The 15,991-nt window shown below is 53.6% G+C and carries 17 protein-coding genes; 13 read left to right on the top strand and 4 right to left on the bottom strand.

Going from position 1 to position 15,991, the window contains the following annotated elements; all coding sequences use genetic code 11:
• Nucleotides 1-93 precede the first annotated feature (93 nt).
• The 8 genes from thrS to ACN0RL_RS06995 all read left to right on the top strand — a co-directional run bounded on the left by thrS (nt 94) and on the right by ACN0RL_RS06995 (nt 7,490).
• The gene (thrS, locus tag ACN0RL_RS07030) at nt 94-2,019 is read left to right on the top strand and encodes a threonine--tRNA ligase (RefSeq protein WP_417515110.1); all 1,926 of its coding nucleotides are present in this window, start codon (nt 94-96) and stop codon (nt 2,017-2,019) included.
• Nucleotides 2,016-2,561, top strand: a complete 546-nt coding sequence (gene infC, locus ACN0RL_RS07025) for a translation initiation factor IF-3 (RefSeq protein WP_417515108.1) — start codon at nt 2,016-2,018, stop codon at nt 2,559-2,561. Before thrS ends, infC begins: the two co-directional genes overlap by 4 nt.
• 96 nt (nt 2,562-2,657) lie before the next feature.
• Nucleotides 2,658-2,849, top strand: a complete 192-nt coding sequence (gene rpmI, locus ACN0RL_RS07020; RefSeq protein ID WP_417515106.1) for a 50S ribosomal protein L35 — start codon at nt 2,658-2,660, stop codon at nt 2,847-2,849.
• 45 nt (nt 2,850-2,894) lie between these two features.
• On the top strand, nt 2,895-3,248 hold the full coding sequence (rplT, locus tag ACN0RL_RS07015) for a 50S ribosomal protein L20 (RefSeq protein ID WP_022989373.1): 354 nt from the start codon (nt 2,895-2,897) through the stop codon (nt 3,246-3,248).
• A gap of 158 nt (nt 3,249-3,406) precedes the next feature.
• Entirely contained in the window at nt 3,407-4,405 is a 999-nt protein-coding gene (gene pheS, locus ACN0RL_RS07010; RefSeq protein WP_417515104.1) for a phenylalanine--tRNA ligase subunit alpha, read from the top strand.
• Nucleotides 4,406-4,465: 60 nt separating this feature from the next.
• On the top strand, nt 4,466-6,838 hold the full coding sequence (pheT, locus tag ACN0RL_RS07005; protein ID WP_417515102.1) for a phenylalanine--tRNA ligase subunit beta: 2,373 nt from the start codon (nt 4,466-4,468) through the stop codon (nt 6,836-6,838).
• Nucleotides 6,839-6,841: 3 nt separating this feature from the next.
• Complete coding sequence (gene ihfA / locus ACN0RL_RS07000) at nt 6,842-7,144, top strand: integration host factor subunit alpha (RefSeq protein WP_071264800.1); 303 nt, start codon at nt 6,842-6,844, stop codon at nt 7,142-7,144.
• Nucleotides 7,125-7,490 (top strand): MerR family transcriptional regulator, encoded by a 366-nt coding sequence (locus ACN0RL_RS06995; protein WP_303593715.1) that lies wholly within the window; start codon nt 7,125-7,127, stop codon nt 7,488-7,490. Before ihfA ends, ACN0RL_RS06995 begins: the two co-directional genes overlap by 20 nt.
• A 69-nt stretch (nt 7,491-7,559) precedes the next feature.
• Here ACN0RL_RS06995 and ACN0RL_RS06990 read toward each other — a convergent pair whose 3' ends face one another.
• A complete protein-coding gene (locus tag ACN0RL_RS06990; protein ID WP_100689467.1) occupies nt 7,560-7,748 on the bottom strand; it encodes a DUF2892 domain-containing protein in 189 nt (62 codons plus the stop codon).
• Between the two features lie 116 nt (nt 7,749-7,864).
• On the opposite strand from ACN0RL_RS06990, the gene ACN0RL_RS06985 reads away from it, so the two are divergent.
• A complete protein-coding gene (locus tag ACN0RL_RS06985; protein WP_417515099.1) occupies nt 7,865-8,473 on the top strand; it encodes a Crp/Fnr family transcriptional regulator in 609 nt (202 codons plus the stop codon).
• On the opposite strand, the gene ACN0RL_RS06980 is transcribed toward ACN0RL_RS06985, so the two are convergent.
• A complete protein-coding gene (locus ACN0RL_RS06980) occupies nt 8,470-9,807 on the bottom strand; it encodes an ATP-binding protein (RefSeq protein WP_417515097.1) in 1,338 nt (445 codons plus the stop codon). The two genes, ACN0RL_RS06985 and ACN0RL_RS06980, sit on opposite strands and share 4 nt — an antisense overlap.
• Nucleotides 9,797-10,462 carry a response regulator gene (locus ACN0RL_RS06975; protein WP_417515095.1) on the bottom strand — a complete coding sequence of 222 codons (666 nt, stop codon included), beginning with the start codon at nt 10,460-10,462 and terminating at the stop codon, nt 9,797-9,799. Before ACN0RL_RS06975 ends, ACN0RL_RS06980 begins: the two co-directional genes overlap by 11 nt.
• A 167-nt stretch (nt 10,463-10,629) precedes the next feature.
• On the opposite strand from ACN0RL_RS06975, the gene ACN0RL_RS06970 reads away from it, so the two are divergent.
• The 4 genes from ACN0RL_RS06970 to ACN0RL_RS06955 are packed head-to-tail and all read left to right on the top strand — an operon-like array spanning nt 10,630 to nt 14,446.
• Entirely contained in the window at nt 10,630-11,328 is a 699-nt protein-coding gene (locus ACN0RL_RS06970) for a ferric reductase-like transmembrane domain-containing protein (RefSeq protein WP_417515093.1), read from the top strand.
• On the top strand, nt 11,325-11,711 hold the full coding sequence (locus tag ACN0RL_RS06965; RefSeq protein WP_417515091.1) for a PepSY domain-containing protein: 387 nt from the start codon (nt 11,325-11,327) through the stop codon (nt 11,709-11,711). Before ACN0RL_RS06970 ends, ACN0RL_RS06965 begins: the two co-directional genes overlap by 4 nt.
• Nucleotides 11,712-11,728: 17 nt before the next feature.
• Nucleotides 11,729-12,202, top strand: a complete 474-nt coding sequence (locus ACN0RL_RS06960) for a DUF2271 domain-containing protein (protein ID WP_417515089.1) — start codon at nt 11,729-11,731, stop codon at nt 12,200-12,202.
• 18 nt (nt 12,203-12,220) lie between these two features.
• On the top strand, nt 12,221-14,446 hold the full coding sequence (locus ACN0RL_RS06955) for a PepSY domain-containing protein (protein ID WP_417515087.1): 2,226 nt from the start codon (nt 12,221-12,223) through the stop codon (nt 14,444-14,446).
• A 95-nt stretch (nt 14,447-14,541) separates the two neighbouring features.
• Here the strand turns inward: ACN0RL_RS06955 and ACN0RL_RS06950 are convergent, their stop codons facing one another.
• Complete coding sequence (locus ACN0RL_RS06950; protein ID WP_417515085.1) at nt 14,542-15,972, bottom strand: aldehyde dehydrogenase family protein; 1,431 nt, start codon at nt 15,970-15,972, stop codon at nt 14,542-14,544.
• Nucleotides 15,973-15,991: the final 19 nt, after the last annotated feature.

Below are 15,991 nucleotides of genomic sequence, written 5' to 3'. Positions count from 1 at the left end.
CTGCATTCTTGGCACTGCGGTTTGTATCGTGGCTGCCATTCACCCAAGTGGTCTTTGGTATAGACCACCGCTGAGCACTTTCTGGAGCTTTTCATGCCCGTAGTAACTCTGCCTGATGGCAGCCACCGTAGTTTTGCCCAACCCGTCAGCGTGCACGATGTAGCGGCTGACATTGGCGCCGGTCTGGCCAAGGCCGCTCTGGCCGGTAAAGTCGATGGCAGCCTGGTCGACACCAGCTATCTGATAGAACATGACGCTGAGCTCGCCATTATCACTGAGCGAGACGCCGACGGTCTTGAGGTTATCCGCCACTCCACCGCACACCTGCTGGCGATGGCGGTAAAAGAGTTGTTCCCGGAAGCTCAGGTGACTATCGGTCCGGTTATAGACGACGGCTTTTACTACGATTTCAAATACGATCGCCCTTTCACCAACGAAGATCTGGCGCGTATTGAGAAGCGCATGGCTGAGCTTGCCAAACAGGACTTGTCGGTGTCGCGCTCGGTGATGTCTCGCAGCGAAGCGGTTGCGTTGTTCAGCGAAATGGGCGAAGAGTACAAAGTTCGCATTATTGAAGACATTCCCGGCGAAGAAGATCTGTCTTTTTACCGCCAGGGCGATTTTATAGACCTTTGCCGTGGCCCTCATGTGCCCAGCACCGGCAAAATGAAAGCCTTCAAGTTAACCAAAGTGTCTGGCGCCTTCTGGCGCGGCGATACTGATAACGAACAGTTGCAGCGGGTGTACGGCACAGCCTGGGCTAACAAAAAAGACTTGAAAGCCTATCTGCACCGCATCGAAGAAGCTGAAAAGCGTGATCACCGCAAAGTCGGTAAAAAGCTGAACCTGTTCCACATGCAGGAAGAAGCGCCGGGCATGGTGTTCTGGCATCCGGCAGGCTGGACCATTTATCAGCAAATGGAACAGTACATGCGCGATATCCTGCACCGTCACGGGTACCAGGAAATAAAGACACCTCAGATCGTGTCCCGCACGCTGTGGGAAAAATCCGGGCACTGGGACAAGTTCAAAGAGGGGATGTTTACCACCGAGTCGGAAAAACACGACTTTGCCATCAAGCCCATGAACTGCCCGTGCCACATTCAGGTATTTAATCAGGGCCTGAAAAGCTATAAAGATTTGCCCCTGCGCCTGGCGGAGTTCGGCTCCTGTCACCGAAACGAAGCCTCGGGCGCATTGCACGGGCTGATGCGTGTGCGCGGCTTTACCCAAGACGACGCTCACATCTTTTGTGAAGAAGGCGACATTCAAAACGAAGTGTCGAAGTTCATCGATTTGCTGCACGAAGTCTACAAGGACTTTGGCTTTACCGAGATTTTGTACAAGCTGTCTACCCGCCCGGAAAAACGCGTGGGTTCAGACGAAGTCTGGGACAAATCCGAAGCCGCACTGGAGCAAGCCCTGAATCGTGAAGGTGTCGATTGGGAACTGTTACCGGGCGAAGGCGCTTTTTACGGCCCGAAAATCGAGTTTTCTCTCAAGGACTGTATCGGGCGGGTATGGCAGTGTGGCACTATCCAGGTCGATTTTTCTATGCCTGGACGCCTCGGTGCGCAATATGTTGCGGATAACTCCGAGCGCAAAACTCCGGTAATGCTGCATCGTGCCGTGCTTGGTTCATTCGAACGGTTCATCGGTATTCTGATTGAGGAGTATGAGGGCGCATTCCCGACCTGGCTGGCCCCGACTCAGGTCGCTATTCTCAATATCACCGATAATCAGCGCGATTATTGCCAGGATCTTGCGAAAAAGTTGGATTCTTTGGGCTTTAGGGTTAATGCTGACTTGAGAAACGAGAAGATCGGCTTTAAAATCCGCGAGCATACAATTAACAAAGTTCCTTTTCTTGCCGTTGTCGGCGACAAAGAAGTCGAGAACAACTCCGTTGCGGTGAGAACCCGCAAAGGTGAAGATTTGGGAACTCTATCGCTCGAAGCGTTCGAACAACTTCTGAAAGAAGATGTTGAGTGCAAGGGCAGAATCAAGACGGAGATTTGACTATTAAACAGCGAACGAATCGGGGTGGGCGTACTCCAAAGGCGCCGATCAATGAGAATATTGATGCAACTGAAGTCCGCCTGATCGATGCCGAAGGCAATCAGGTAGGTGTAGTTCCGATCGCAGACGCCCTCAAGATGGCAGAGGAGGCGACCCTGGATCTGGTACAGGTTACAGATTCCGATCCGATCGTCTGTAAAATAATGGATTATGGCAAGAAGGTCTTCGACGAGAAAAAGGCGAAGGCTGCTGCCAAGAAGAAACAGAAACAGACGCAAGTCAAAGAGCTTAAGTTCCGACCAGGAACTGAAGAAGGGGATTACCAGGTAAAACTACGCAACCTGGTACGTTTCCTTGAAGGCGGGGATCGCGGCAAAATCACTATCCGCTTCCGTGGCCGTGAGATGGCACACCAGGAAATTGGTATGAAACTCATGGAACGCATCGAAGCAGATATTGAGGCGCTGGCTCAGGTTGAAATGCGGCCGAAAATGGAAGGCCGGCAAATGACCATGATCGTAGCTCCCCGCAAAAAGAAGTGAATCTGATTCAATGATTCATCCCCTGCCCAAGGCGGGGGATTTGTCGTTCAGGTTCACATTGATGTATTTAAAAAAACAGAATGCGGAGTTTTAAAAATGCCTAAGATGAAAACCAAAAGTGGAGCGGCCAAGCGGTTCAAGAAAACTGCTACCGGCTTCAAGCACAAGTCAGCCTTCACCAGTCACATCCTGACCAAGAAGACACCCAAGCGTAAGCGTCAGCTGCGTGGTACTTCACTGGTTGCCAAATCTGATGTGGCTTCCGTAAAGCGTATGCTCCGTAAGTAAGGCAGCAATACACTCACAACGGTTTTAAGGTAGAAGGATTAAAGTATGGCTCGTGTTAAACGTGGCGTGGTTGCACGTCGTCGTCACAAGAAGATTTTAAAGCAGGCCAAGGGTTACTACGGAGCTCGTAGCCGTGTATTCCGCGTTGCCAAGCAAGCGGTTATCAAAGCCGGTCAGTATGCGTATCGCGACCGTCGTAACCGCAAGCGCGCCTTCCGCGCTTTGTGGATTGCTCGTATCAACGCTGGCGCCCGGGCTAATGGCCTGTCTTACAGCCGCTTGATCGCTGGCCTGAAAAAGGCAAACGTTGAAATCGATCGTAAGGTTCTGGCTGATCTGGCCATGAACGAGCAGCAGGCGTTTGCCGCTGTTGTTGAGAAAGCAAAAGCGTCTCTTTGATCGCTTAGCTCTTTCATCGATTACGAATCGAACCGGTTCCAGGCGTTGGACTATTTGCGCTACAGGCACCGTTTAATAGGGGAAGGGCACGCTCTTCCCCTATTTTTGTTTCAAGATTTCGTTTTTGAAATCCTCATTTCTGGTTTGGAGCAGGGTCAATGGAAAACCTGGAGCAACTGGTTCAGGACGGCTTGGCGGCAGTAGAGAAAGCCGACAGTTTGCAGGCGCTTGATCACATTCGTGTTGAATATCTCGGCAAGAAAGGCGCTATTACGCAGCAGGCCAAAACGTTGGGTAAACTTTCTGCAGAAGAGCGCCCCGCCGCTGGCCAGAAGATCAATGAGGCAAAAGGACAAGTCGAACAAGCGATTAACGCTCGCCGCAGCGATCTTGAACGCGTTGCCATTGAACAGAAGCTTGCAGGTGAATCCATAGATGTGAGCCTGCCGGGGCGTGGCCAGGACCTTGGTGGTCTGCATCCGGTAACTCGCACGCTCCAGCGCATAGAGGACTTCTTTTCCCGTGCCGGTTACACGGTGGAGCAGGGGCCGGAAATCGAAGACGACTACCATAACTTCGAAGCTCTCAACATTCCCGGCCACCATCCTGCGCGGGCAATGCACGATACCTTTTATTTCAATCCCGGTACTTTGCTTCGCACTCACACCTCTCCGGTGCAGATTCGTACCATGGAGGCCGGAAAGCCCCCATTTCGCATGATTTGCCCTGGCCGGGTGTATCGCTGTGATTCGGATATGACCCATACCCCCATGTTTCATCAGATCGAGGGGTTGCTGGTCGAGAAAAATGTCAGTTTTGCCGATCTGAAAAGCACGGTTGAAGAGTTTCTGCGGGTGTTTTTCGAGCGCGACCTTCAGGTCCGTTTTCGCCCGTCCTACTTCCCGTTCACCGAGCCTTCTGCAGAGGTGGATATCGAGTGGGGCCGGGAAGCCGATGGCAGCATCAAGTGGCTGGAGATTATGGGTTGCGGCATGGTGCACCCGAAGGTGTTCGGTTACTGCGGTATTGATGCCGAAGAGTATCGCGGCTTTGCATTCGGTATGGGTGTAGAGCGTCTGGCAATGCTCCGTTATGGCGTAAACGACTTGCGTATGTTCTTCGAGAACGACTTGCGCTTTTTACGTCAATTCCGTTAACACGGCGCTTTACGGTATCCAAATCAACATCCGAAACCGCATCAGGACAAGGCAATTACCATGAAATTCAGTGAGCAGTGGCTGCGCGAATGGGTTAACCCGGAAATCAGCTCCCAGGAGTTGATGGATCAAATAACGATGGCAGGGTTGGAAGTCGATGGCTTCGAGTCTGTGGCCGGAAAGTTTCAGGGGGTTGTGGTTGGCGAGGTCCTGTCTGCGGAGCCTCACCCAGATGCTGACAAGCTTCGCGTATGCCAGGTTAGTGATGGGAGCCAGACCGTTCAGGTTGTGTGTGGTGCCCCGAATGTTCGCCAAGGCATAAAGGTGCCTTTTGCTGTGATTGGTGCGGTGCTGCCCGGCGATTTCAAGATCAAGAAAGCAAAACTTCGTGGCCAGCCGTCGGAAGGTATGTTGTGCTCGGGAGCCGAGCTGGGGTTGTCCGAAGACCACGACGGCATCTTGGAATTGCCTGCCGATGCTCCGGTTGGCGTGGCGTTAAGTGATTATCTCAAGTTGAATGACGTAGCCATCGATGTGGACCTGACACCCAACCGTAGCGATTGTCTTTCTATCAAAGGCATTGCTCGCGAAGTCGGCGTGCTGAACAGCCTGGTTCCCCGATCGCCACAGATTGAGCCGGTTGAAGCCGTGCACTCTGAAGTGCCAGATATACGCGTTGATGCACCAGAGGGTTGTCCGCGTTATCTGGGCCGTATTCTTCGCAACGTGAATCTGAAGGCGGAGACGCCCCTGTGGATGCAGGAAAAACTGCGTCGTTCAGGCGTTCGCTCAATTGATGCGGCTGTAGATGTGACCAACTATGTGATGTTGGAGCAGGGTCAGCCCATGCATGCTTTTGATCGTGATGAAATCAGTGCAGGCATTGTTGTCCGCATGGCGCTTCCTGCGGAGAAACTGGTTTTGCTGGATGGTCAGGAAGTTGAGCTGACGGAACAGACACTGGTTATTGCAGATCAGGAAAAACCCATCGCTATCGCTGGCGTCATGGGCGGTGAGCACTCGGGTGTAAGTGCAAAAACCCGTGATCTTGTGCTTGAAGCGGCTTACTTTGAGCCGATCACCCTCGCGGGCAAAGCCCGTTATTACGGCCTGCACACAGATGCATCACACCGCTTCGAGCGTGGTGTTGACTATGAGCTTGCCCGTGACGCCATGGAGCGTGCAACCCGCCTGCTCATGGACATCGTAGGCGGCGAGCCTGGCGAAATCGTTGAAGTGGCCAGTGCTGAGCATTTGCCGAAAGCCCGCACCATTGATCTCCGCTCACAGCGCCTGGCCGACGTTCTGGGTCTCGACATCGACCGCACCACGGTTGAAGAAATCCTGATCCGGCTTGGCTTGACTGTCGGCAAGTTGTTGAAGAACGGTTGGCGCATCAATGTCCCCAGCTTCCGCCCCGATATCTCAATCGAGGAAGATTTAATCGAAGAGGTGGGGCGAATCTACGGCTACAACAACCTGCCGGTTACTGAGCCGACGGGTTCACTCGGCCTGAGAGTGAGCGAGGAAGCGGTTCGCCCGGTTTCGGCGATACGTGATTACTTTGTTTCCCATGGTTATCAGGAGGCGATCACTTACAGTTTTGTGGACCCCAAGGTGCAGGAGCAAATAGATCCCGAGCGTGAAGGTATTGCGCTGGCAAATCCGATTTCATCGGACTTGTCAGTGATGCGGACAAGCCTCTGGAGTGGTTTGCTGAAAACGGTTGCCCACAATCAGAACCGACAGCAGTCGCGGATCCGCCTGTTCGAGACAGGGTTACGTTTTCTAAAGGACGATCAGCGAATTGATCAGCGCCCTATGCTGGCGGGCGTAGTTGTTGGTTCACAGTACCCTGAAAACTGGGTGAATGGTCGCAGAACTGCGGACTTTTTTGATGTAAAAGGTGAATTGGAAGGTCTGTTCAGTTTGCTGGGTATTGAAATCGGATTTGTGGGTAGCCGGCACCCGGCTTTGCACCCGGGCCAGACAGCTGAACTTCTGCGGGACGGTGAACATGTTGGATGGCTGGGTACGTTGCACCCGCAAGTTCAGAAAAATCTTGAACTTAATGGCACGATTCTGATGTTTGAGCTATCCTTGAATTCGATCATTACCGGATATGTGCCTAATTTCAAAGAAATTTCGAAATTCCCGGAAGTTCGCCGGGATTTGGCTATTATTATCGGTGGTGAAGTCGCGTTTGCCGACGTTGAGCGTGTAGCCCGAAAACATGCCGGCGAGCGCCTGACGGCGTTGCGTGCGTTTGATGTTTATGAAGGAGAGAGTCTTGGCGAGGGCAACCGGAGCCTGGCTCTGAGTCTGTTCTGGCAGCATCCTGAACGCACGCTGAATGAAGATGAGGTGCATTCGCTCTTCAACGGTGTCATCGACGCACTGAAGGAAGAGTTGGGTGCAACACTGAGGAGTTGAGAGATGGCGGCTTTGACGAAAGCGGAAATGGCAGAGCGCTTGTATGAGGAATTGGGCCTGAACAAACGTGAAGCCAAGGAAATGGTGGAAGCTTTTTTCGATGAAATCAGGGGCGCGCTCAGCCACAACGAACAGGTAAAACTGTCGGGTTTCGGTAATTTTGACCTGCGCGATAAAAAACAGCGCCCGGGGCGGAACCCGAAAACCGGTGAAGAGATTCCGATAAGCGCACGACGTGTTGTTACGTTTCGCCCGGGACAGAAACTGAAACAGAAAGTAGAAGCGTATGTTGGAACCCAGTCATAACAACGAACTCCCTGCTATTCCCGGGAAGCGGTACTTTACGATCGGTGAAGTGGCAGATCTGTGTGCGGTAAAGGCCCATGTCCTGCGCTATTGGGAGCAAGAGTTCCCACAGTTATCGCCTGTTAAACGCAGGGGTAACCGCCGGTATTATCAGCGTGCGGATGTCATTACCATCCGGCAGATACGAAGCTTGCTGTATGAGCAGGGATACACCATCGGTGGTGCCAAACAGAAGCTTAGTAGCCATGAAGTGAAGGATGACACCACTCATTACAAGCAGCTTATCCGTCAAATGATATCTGAACTTGAAGAGGTTCTGGACGCGCTCAACGCACCAGTAAAATAACCAGCCTCCCAAACAAATAAAGCCGAAGCGATTCCCCGTCACTTCGGCTTTTTTGTGTCTGGCTGAGCTTTACTGCTTTTTACAGGTTTTTATACCCAGCAGTGAATACGCAGGGCAGTTGCCCATCAGCGCAGTAGCCAGCGGCACAATGCCAATCCAGCCCCAAGGTGTTTGAGGGCCGACAAACACCAGCGCCAGAAGTACAATGCCTACAATGGCACGAATGATCCGGTCTGCAGAACCCATATTAACGCTCATGATCCATTCTCCTGTGTTGGTATGAGGCTAGGGTTATTACTTTAGCGCTCACTGCAAACCAGTTCAGTGATAAAGTCACACTGGTGCTACCAGTTTTAAAAGCCCAAGGAAGATATATGTTACACCACAGCATTCTGGAAACCCTGCCGCGTGAGCTTCACAAGGAAGCTCTTGAAAGTATACAGGTTATGCGTTTCCCGGCAGGCAAAATTCTGTTCCGGGCCGGCGAGCATTGCCAGGGCCTGCCATTGATGCTCAGTGGTGCGGTGAAAGTGCAGATGACCGGTGTTTCCGGTAACAGTATCGTGTTGTATCGTATGGGTGCCGATGACATTTGCACTTTGTCGATTGGCTGCCTGATGACAGGCTATGGCTATCGTGCAGAGGCTTTTGTAGAGGAGGAATCCGAAGCTGCTATGGTACCCAGGGGACTGTTTGACCGGCTCATGGACCAGTCTGCTACTTTTCGCCTGGGGATTATGGAGTCTTATGGGCGCAGACTCGATGACCTCATGTTGCTCGTGGAAGAGGTGGCTTTTCGCCGCATGGATGAACGCCTTGAAGAATGGTTGGACGCCCGGCGCAGTCCTATTCACATCACTCATCAAGAACTGGCCGTTGAACTGGGAACTGCCAGAGAGGTTGTCAGCCGGTTGCTGAAAGAGCTTGAGCGCAAGGGCAGGGTGAAGTTGTCACGCGGCAGAATTGATCTGGCAAGCCTTTAATTTCCAGCGCGGATAACCGCAACATTGAGCTCTGCTTCGAAACCGTCGGTCTGACTTGCGGCCGGCGACCGGAGGTTCAGAGTAATACCTGCACCGCTTGCAATGGCTTCTGCAATCGCGAGCCCAATACCGGAGCCCGGAATTGTTGAATTGGAGCGCATAAAGCGGTTCCGCAACAAGACAAGTTTTTCTGGTGGCACAATCTCTCCCCTGTTGATGACGCGAAGGGTGCCTTCACCTGTAAGGCTGATGTCTATTGGCTGATCGGCGGCGCCGTGCCTGAGCGCGTTCTCTATCAGGTTCCTTAGCAGGATGGCAAAGGCGTCGGGGTCCAGTAACGATTCTACGCTGTCTTCAGGCAGGTGCAGCCCCAGGCGGCCGGGCGCTATACGCTCAAAATCGTTGACGATCATTTTTGCTATGGGCACAAGATCGCTGTGGTTTTCTGATAAGGCACTGCCACCCTCAGCTTTCGCCAGCTCCAGTAGTTTCTCCGAGAGTCTGGAGAGGGTGCGAAGAGATTCTTCGATCTCGCGGGCCTGTAGCCCGGCGCTGCTACTTTCCACTTCCGCCTTTAAACGCTGGAGCTTGGCCAGCGCGGTAGCCAGTGGTGTTCTTAACTCATGTGCGCTGTTTGTTGTAAAGCTGCGCTCCGCTTCAAGTGCGCGGCGCAGGCGCTCAAGTAAACGGTTGACGGCGATCGCGATGGGTTCAAACTCTTTTGGCAAACGCTCAACCCCCACCGGGGAAAGGTCGCCGCCGCCACGGGCCTCAATCGATTGCTGCAGCAGCACAACCCTTCGCAGTGACAGCTTTATTACCCACCAGACGCCAAGCAGGCTGACAGGGATCAGGAGCAATAGTGGTATGAGCAATGCCAGGCTTGTCTCAAGAACTGCTTCGCGCCGGTGCGCCAGGGGTTCGGCGACTTCTATGTAGATGGTGTCGCTTACAGCTGATGCGCCGTAAAATCGATGTGTCGACGTTTCTGAAAAGCCTTCGCTGGGCAGGGAGCCGAAAATATCCGGGTCGACATCATGGGATTGCAGCAGGAGCTCGCCAGACGCACTGCGAACCAGATAAGTAAGGTACTCATCATGATCCTTCAGGGCCGGTGCCCGTTGATGGCCAGCATCCGTTTCCCGGTTCAGGATGTCGGTAACAGCCAATGGCAGGATGCGTTGGGCTGTTTCCGCGAGTGCGCTATCGAAGACTTCGTTCATCTCGTGCCGGGCTACCAAAGCTGATGCCGATACGCCCAACAGCCAGAGCAGAGTCACTCCGATTGTCAGCCACATGCCCAGGGTTTTGTGCAAACTGGTTTTAGTGGTCATAAGCCTCCAGTCTGTACCCCATACCTCGGACCGTCACTATGGCGTTGTGCCCCAGTTTCTTGCGTAAACGGCTGATATAGACTTCTATGGTGTTGCTTTCAATTTCTGCCCCGAACTCGTAAAGGCGATCTTCAAGCTGTGCCCGCGATAGCAGTATTCCCGGGCGCTGGAGGAATCCCTCAAACAGCGCCCATTCCCGTGCCGTAAGCTCCACCGGCAGACCGTTGCGGTTGATTCTATGATCACCGAGGTCCACTTCAAGGTCGCCGATACGTACCAGAGGGTTCGGGTTACCACGATAGCGACGCGCCACGGCTGCTATCCGGGCAGACAGCTCTGATAAATCAAATGGTTTTATCAGATAGTCATCAGCGCCGGCATTCAGCCCCGCAATCCGGTCTGAAACCTGGTCCCTGGCGGTCAGAATAATCACCGGGGTCGAATCGCCGGTCGCCCGCAGTTTCTTCAAAAAATCAAAACCGTGGCCATCCGGTAGCATCAGATCGAGCAAAATCAGGTTATAGGCAGTAGCTTTCACGCTGTTTTCTGCAAAACCCAGGCTTTGTACCCAGTCCACAGCATGGCCATCTTCGCTGATCTGGTCCCGCACAGCCTCTCCTAGCCCGGTTGTATCTTCAACCAAAAGTACCCGCATGCTTTACCCTTCGCCTGATTATGATCAGAAGATACTACAGCCGCTACCTGACAGCAGCCTGAAACAGCCATGCTCGCTCAGGCTGTTCTGACGCTCTTCAGTTTGCTGTCAGGAAACCCCGTTATTCTTGGCTCCATTGATTCTGAATGCCGATCAGTGAGGATGCCATGATCAAGTTGCTTTTCCCTTTTATCGTTATCGTCACCGGGTTGTGGGCCTGGGCTCTGGCAAGAGACTCCGGTGGTTCCCTGGCCTGGTTGGTTTACGAACAAAGTCTTTATCTTACCGGCCTTTTAGCCATTTCGTTGATGTCGCTTGCCGTCATCCTGGCATTGCGTCCTGCCTGGATGGTTCGTGCACTGGGCGGGCGCAGTGAGATGTATCGCTCCCATAAATGGGCCGGCATTCTCACCGGGATATTTGCTGCCATCCACTGGTTGATTGAAATGGGTGACGATGTTTTCGAGTGGATTTTTGGCCAGGCCGAAGCTCTGGGTCAGCGGAATTATTCCGGCTTTATTGAATTGATGCGTGATGCCGCCGAGGAGGTCGGTGAATTCACAATTTATCTACTGCTTGCAATGTTGCTCATCAGCCTTTTACGAAAGTTTTTCCCCTTCAAGCTGTGGCGTAATCTGCATCGGACCATGCCGGTTCTGTATCTTCTGCTGGTGTTTCATGCCGTATGGATGGCCCCGCTGCAATGGTGGCAGCAACCAATTGGTTTTGTGATGGCCACACTCCTTGCGGGCGGCAGCGTTGCCAGTTTTATCTCTCTTAAGCGTTTGATTGGCCCATTGTTCAGGCCAGTGTCAGGTAAGAACCTTAATATTCACTTAACGGATTCAACGGGAGACGTGCGATGAATATCAAGCCCATTGTTATCACATTGTCGCTGCTGCTTATGAGTAACAGCGCCCTGGCTGACGATGATTGCGACGATCCGGTTTCCGGGTGGCAGCCCCGGGAGAACCTTCGGAAACAGTTGGAAGCCAAAGGGTGGACGGTATTCCGCATCAAGGTGGACGACGGTTGCTACGAAGTTAAAGGAAGGGATCCGGATGGGAACCGTGTGGAAGCTGAGTACTCGCCGGCAACCTTTGAGTTGATGGAAATGGAGCGGGAGGATGACGACGATCATGATGATGACCGTCGAGAGACATCACAGAGCTACAGCGAACAGGTCAACGAAGAGCGGGTTTCGCGCAAAAGCATCGTCAAAGGCCGTCCCCGCGTGACGGTTGAGTAATTAATGGAGATCACATCATGAAAAAGATTCTGTTTGCTCTGGGCCTTGCGAATGCAATGGTTTTGCCGGCCTGCGTGCAGGCCCGGGAAGTCACCTTTACCACCCAGCTGAGCGATTATGGCGGTGACGGGGCTTACCTGGCGCTCTACCTCACCGATACTGATGGGAACTACCATGGGACTCTCTGGATTGCTGGTGAGAAGAGCAAATACTACAAACATCTGCGCGACTGGGCGCGTGGCAGTGGGCTTAACCAGGCCGAATACGATGGGCTTACAGGTGCCAGTGTAAGCAGTGGACGCACCCTGAAAATAACCCTGGAACTTGAGGACGCCTTGATCGATTCCGGTTACCAGGTTCGTGTAGATACTGCCGTTGAAGATATGCGTGACAACCGTTCGGATGTGGTCGCACCGCTGACCACGGAAGGTTCTGGGAAGACGGTTTCTGGCCATGGCTATGTCCACTCTTTCGTTTATGAACTCAAGTAGTGGACGGGAGCGATATTTATGTTGCGTAAGCTTCATGGTATTCCCGGATTGGTCGCCGCTTTATTATTGATGGTGCTGGCGATCTCGGGAGTTGTTTTGTCGGCAGTGCCTGCCATCGAGCGGTCGGCGGCGATTATCCCGGCTGCCGGTGAAATCAGCATCGCCGACCTGGCTGGACGCGTAGTCGTGAACTATCCGGGCACTGAACAGATTGAGCGTAGTCTCTCCGGCGAAGTCATCGTTTACTATAATCATGACGGCCAGCCCGGCGCTGATCTGGTAAATCCACTGACGGGTAAAAGTATTAGGCCTTATCAACCTTCTGCCGTTTTGCGCTGGGTAAAGAATCTGCATCGGTCGCTTCTTTTGGATGATGCGGGCAGAATGGTTGCCGGCGTTTTGGCGGCGCTAATGGCACTGATCTGCGTCTCCGGACTCTATATGCTGGCTCGACGTATGGGCGGCTGGAAGGCGATTTTACGACCGGTTGCAGGGTCCGGCAGCCCACGGATTCATACTGAGCTGGCGCGCTTTGCCGTTATTGGTTTGCTGCTGTCGGCACTGACCGGCAGCTACATGTCTGCCATACGTTTTGGTGTTTTGCCGGAGGCTGCCAGCGCAGAGCCATCGTTTCCTGCGCAGGTGTCAGGCGGCACGCCGGTACCGGTAAGCGCTTTGAATGCGCTGAAGGGCTTTGATGCGAATGAGCTACGTGAGCTGGTGTTCCCCTATCCGGATGATCCCGGTGACGTCTACTCCCTGAGCACCACTCAGGGTTCCGGCTTCATTGATCAATCTACCGGAGAGCTGCTGCAGTTCCAACCGCGTTCGGCGGGCAGCCAGTTTCAGCATTGGATGATTCGCCTGCATACAGGGGAGGGCCTGTGGTGGTTAGGCCTGCTTCTTGGCGTGGCCGCCCTGACAGTGCCGGTGCTGTCGGTTTCCGGTTTTCAGATCTGGTGGCGGCGACGTTCAGCATCTCTGCGCCTGGGTGAAAGTGCCAGCATCGAAGCTGCTGAGGCAGTTATTCTGGTGGGTTCTGAAGGCAATAGCACGTGGGGTTTTGTGAGGGATCTCCAGAGCGAGCTCAACAAGGCTGGCATGAAGGTTCACTGCGCGCCAATGAATGACATGGCGAAGCACTATCCACAAGCACATGCGCTTTTCATTCTGACATCAACCTATGGTGACGGTGCCGCCCCGTCGTCTGCGAGTCAGTTTATGACTCGACTGGAACATTTTCAGGCCGGTGAGGGGTTGGAGTTCGCGGTTCTGGGATTTGGTGATCAGCAGTTCCCGAAATTCTGCCAGTATGCACTGGACGTGGATGCCGCCCTCAGTAACAAGGGCCTGCAGCGAATGCATCCCGCTACCCGAATTGATCGCGGTTCCGCGCTACAGTTTCGGGAATGGGGAGAGGCTGTCAGCGAGCGCATGGGCATTCCGTTGGTCCTGACCCATAACCCCGCGCCCACGGTTACTTCACAGTTTGAGCTGGTTGAACGCGTTGATTACGGCGTTGCGGTGCAGGCACCTACGAGCATATTGCGTTTCAAGCCGGTAGAGAGCCGCAGGAACTTTTGGCAGGTATTATTTTTAAGAAACCGGTCGACCCTGCCGAGTTTCGAGGCAGGCGACTTGTTTGGAGTTTCGCCCCCCGGAGGAGAGGCTGCGCGATTGTATTCACTGGCATCTTCCGCCTCCGACGGGCAACTGGAAATTTGTGTTCGCAAACAGACCCATGGGCTTTGTTCAGGGTACCTGCACAGCCTCAAACCAGGAGATCGGGTTACCGGGTATATTCAGAAGAATCCGGGTTTTCGTCCGGCGGGAGGCGCCAGGCCCATTATCCTCGTGGGCGCGGGTGCAGGGATCGGACCGCTTGCCGGTTTCATCCGGAAAAATACGGAACGCAACCCTATGTACCTGTACTGGGGCGGGCGCAATCCCCAATCGGATTTTCTCTACCAACCGGAACTTGGGCGTTATTTGACGGATCATAGGCTTACCGGGTTGAATACTGCGTTTTCCAGATCAGCCGAAAAATCTTATGTTCAGGATGCCATCATCGCGGATGAAACCGCGTTGCGTCAGTTAATTGAAAAAGGCGCGCAGGTTCTGGTTTGCGGAGGCCGAGAGATGGCCGCAGGTGTAAAGCAGGTGTTTGACTCAATCCTCAAGCCGCTGTGTATGGATGTCGATGGGCTGAGAGCCGAAGGACGCTATCTGGAGGACGTTTACTGACAGGGAGATGCAGAGTGTAACGCCTGCGATACCGGGGCTTAGGCCGACGATTAGCGCCTTCGGCCCCGGTTACCATGAGCAGAGCAGGGAGTCGGTTACCAGTCAGTGACGGATTTAACCTCCAGGAACTCTTCCAGACCCCAGACGCCACCTTCGCGGCTGCCGTTGCCGGACTGTTTCATGCCGCCAAATGGAAAGCCTGCCGCTCCGGATTTTCCGTTGATTTCCACCATGCCGGATCTGACCTGCCTTGCCACTCTGCGGGCTTTTTCCTTGTCAGACGTCTGGATGTAGTTGGTAAGGCCGTAGAGCGTATCGTTAGCCAGCTCTATCGCTTCTTCTTCTGTTTCAAAAGGCGTGATGGCCAGAACCGGTCCGAAGATTTCTTCGCTCCAGATGGTCATGCCGGGTGTTACATCCGCAAACACCGTTGGCTTAACAAAATAGCCTTCTTCAAAACCTTCTGGGCGGCCCTCACCGCCGGCCACCAAGGTAGCACCTTCCTCGATACCTTTTTTGATCAGTGCCTGAACCTTCTGGAACTGCTGCTCCGAGACCACTGGCCCGATGTGCCGACCTTCATTTCCCGCGAGGCCTACGTCAGTTTTACCCGCAATCATCGCTGCAGTTTCAACAGCCTGTTTGTAAACAGACTTCTCCACCAGCATTCTTGTAGGCGCGTTACATGATTGGCCGGAGTTAGCGAAGCAGTGGCGTACACCGCGGGTCACGGCTTTTTCATCGGCGTCAGCAAAAATGATATTGGCGCCTTTGCCGCCCAGCTCGAGGCCGATTCGCTTCATCGTGTCTGCGGCAGCAATGGTGATGGCTTTGCCTGCGCGAGTGGAGCCGGTAAAGCTGACCAGATCAACGTCCGGGTGCTCGGATAATTGCGAACCAACGCCTGCGCCATCGCCATTAACCAGGTTGAAAACGCCTTCCGGGAAGCCTGCGCCATCAATCATCTCAGCGAGAAGCATGGCCGACAGGGGAGAGATCTCAGAGGGCTTGAGCACCACAGTGCAGCCTGCGGCAAGCGCCGGAGCAACCTTGAGCATTACCTGGTTCATCGGCCAGTTCCAGGGAGTGATCAGCGCGCATACACCCACAGCTTCGTGAATGATGATGTTGTCCGGTGCGTGGTCACCGAGGGGGTGTTCAAAATTGAAAGACTTCAACGCGCGTATAGTGTTTTTAAGGTGTACCGCACCGGCGCCCACCTGTGCACTTCGCGCAAGATCAATGGGCGCACCCATTTCCTGGCTGATGGCTTGCGCCATCTCTTCTGCTCGCGCCTTGTAGGTTTCGAACAGACGTTCCAGCAGCTCAACACGTTGTTCTTTGGAAGACGCCGACCAGGCAGGAAAGGCTTTTTTTGCAGCGCTGACAGCGTTGTCCGTATCAGCCTGTGAGCCCAGAGTAATTGTGGAAAACCCTTTTTCGTCCGAAGGGTTTATAACGTCCAGGTTCCGGGTGCTTTCAGGGGTGACCCATTTCCCGTTGATGTAAAACTTGGTTGCATCCATCGTATCTCAGCTCTTTGTT

Origin of the sequence: Marinobacter sp. (assembly GCF_048259445.1) — a bacterium.
GTDB lineage: Bacteria > Pseudomonadota > Gammaproteobacteria > Pseudomonadales > Oleiphilaceae > Marinobacter.
This window is presented reverse-complemented; position numbering and strand designations above follow the sequence as displayed.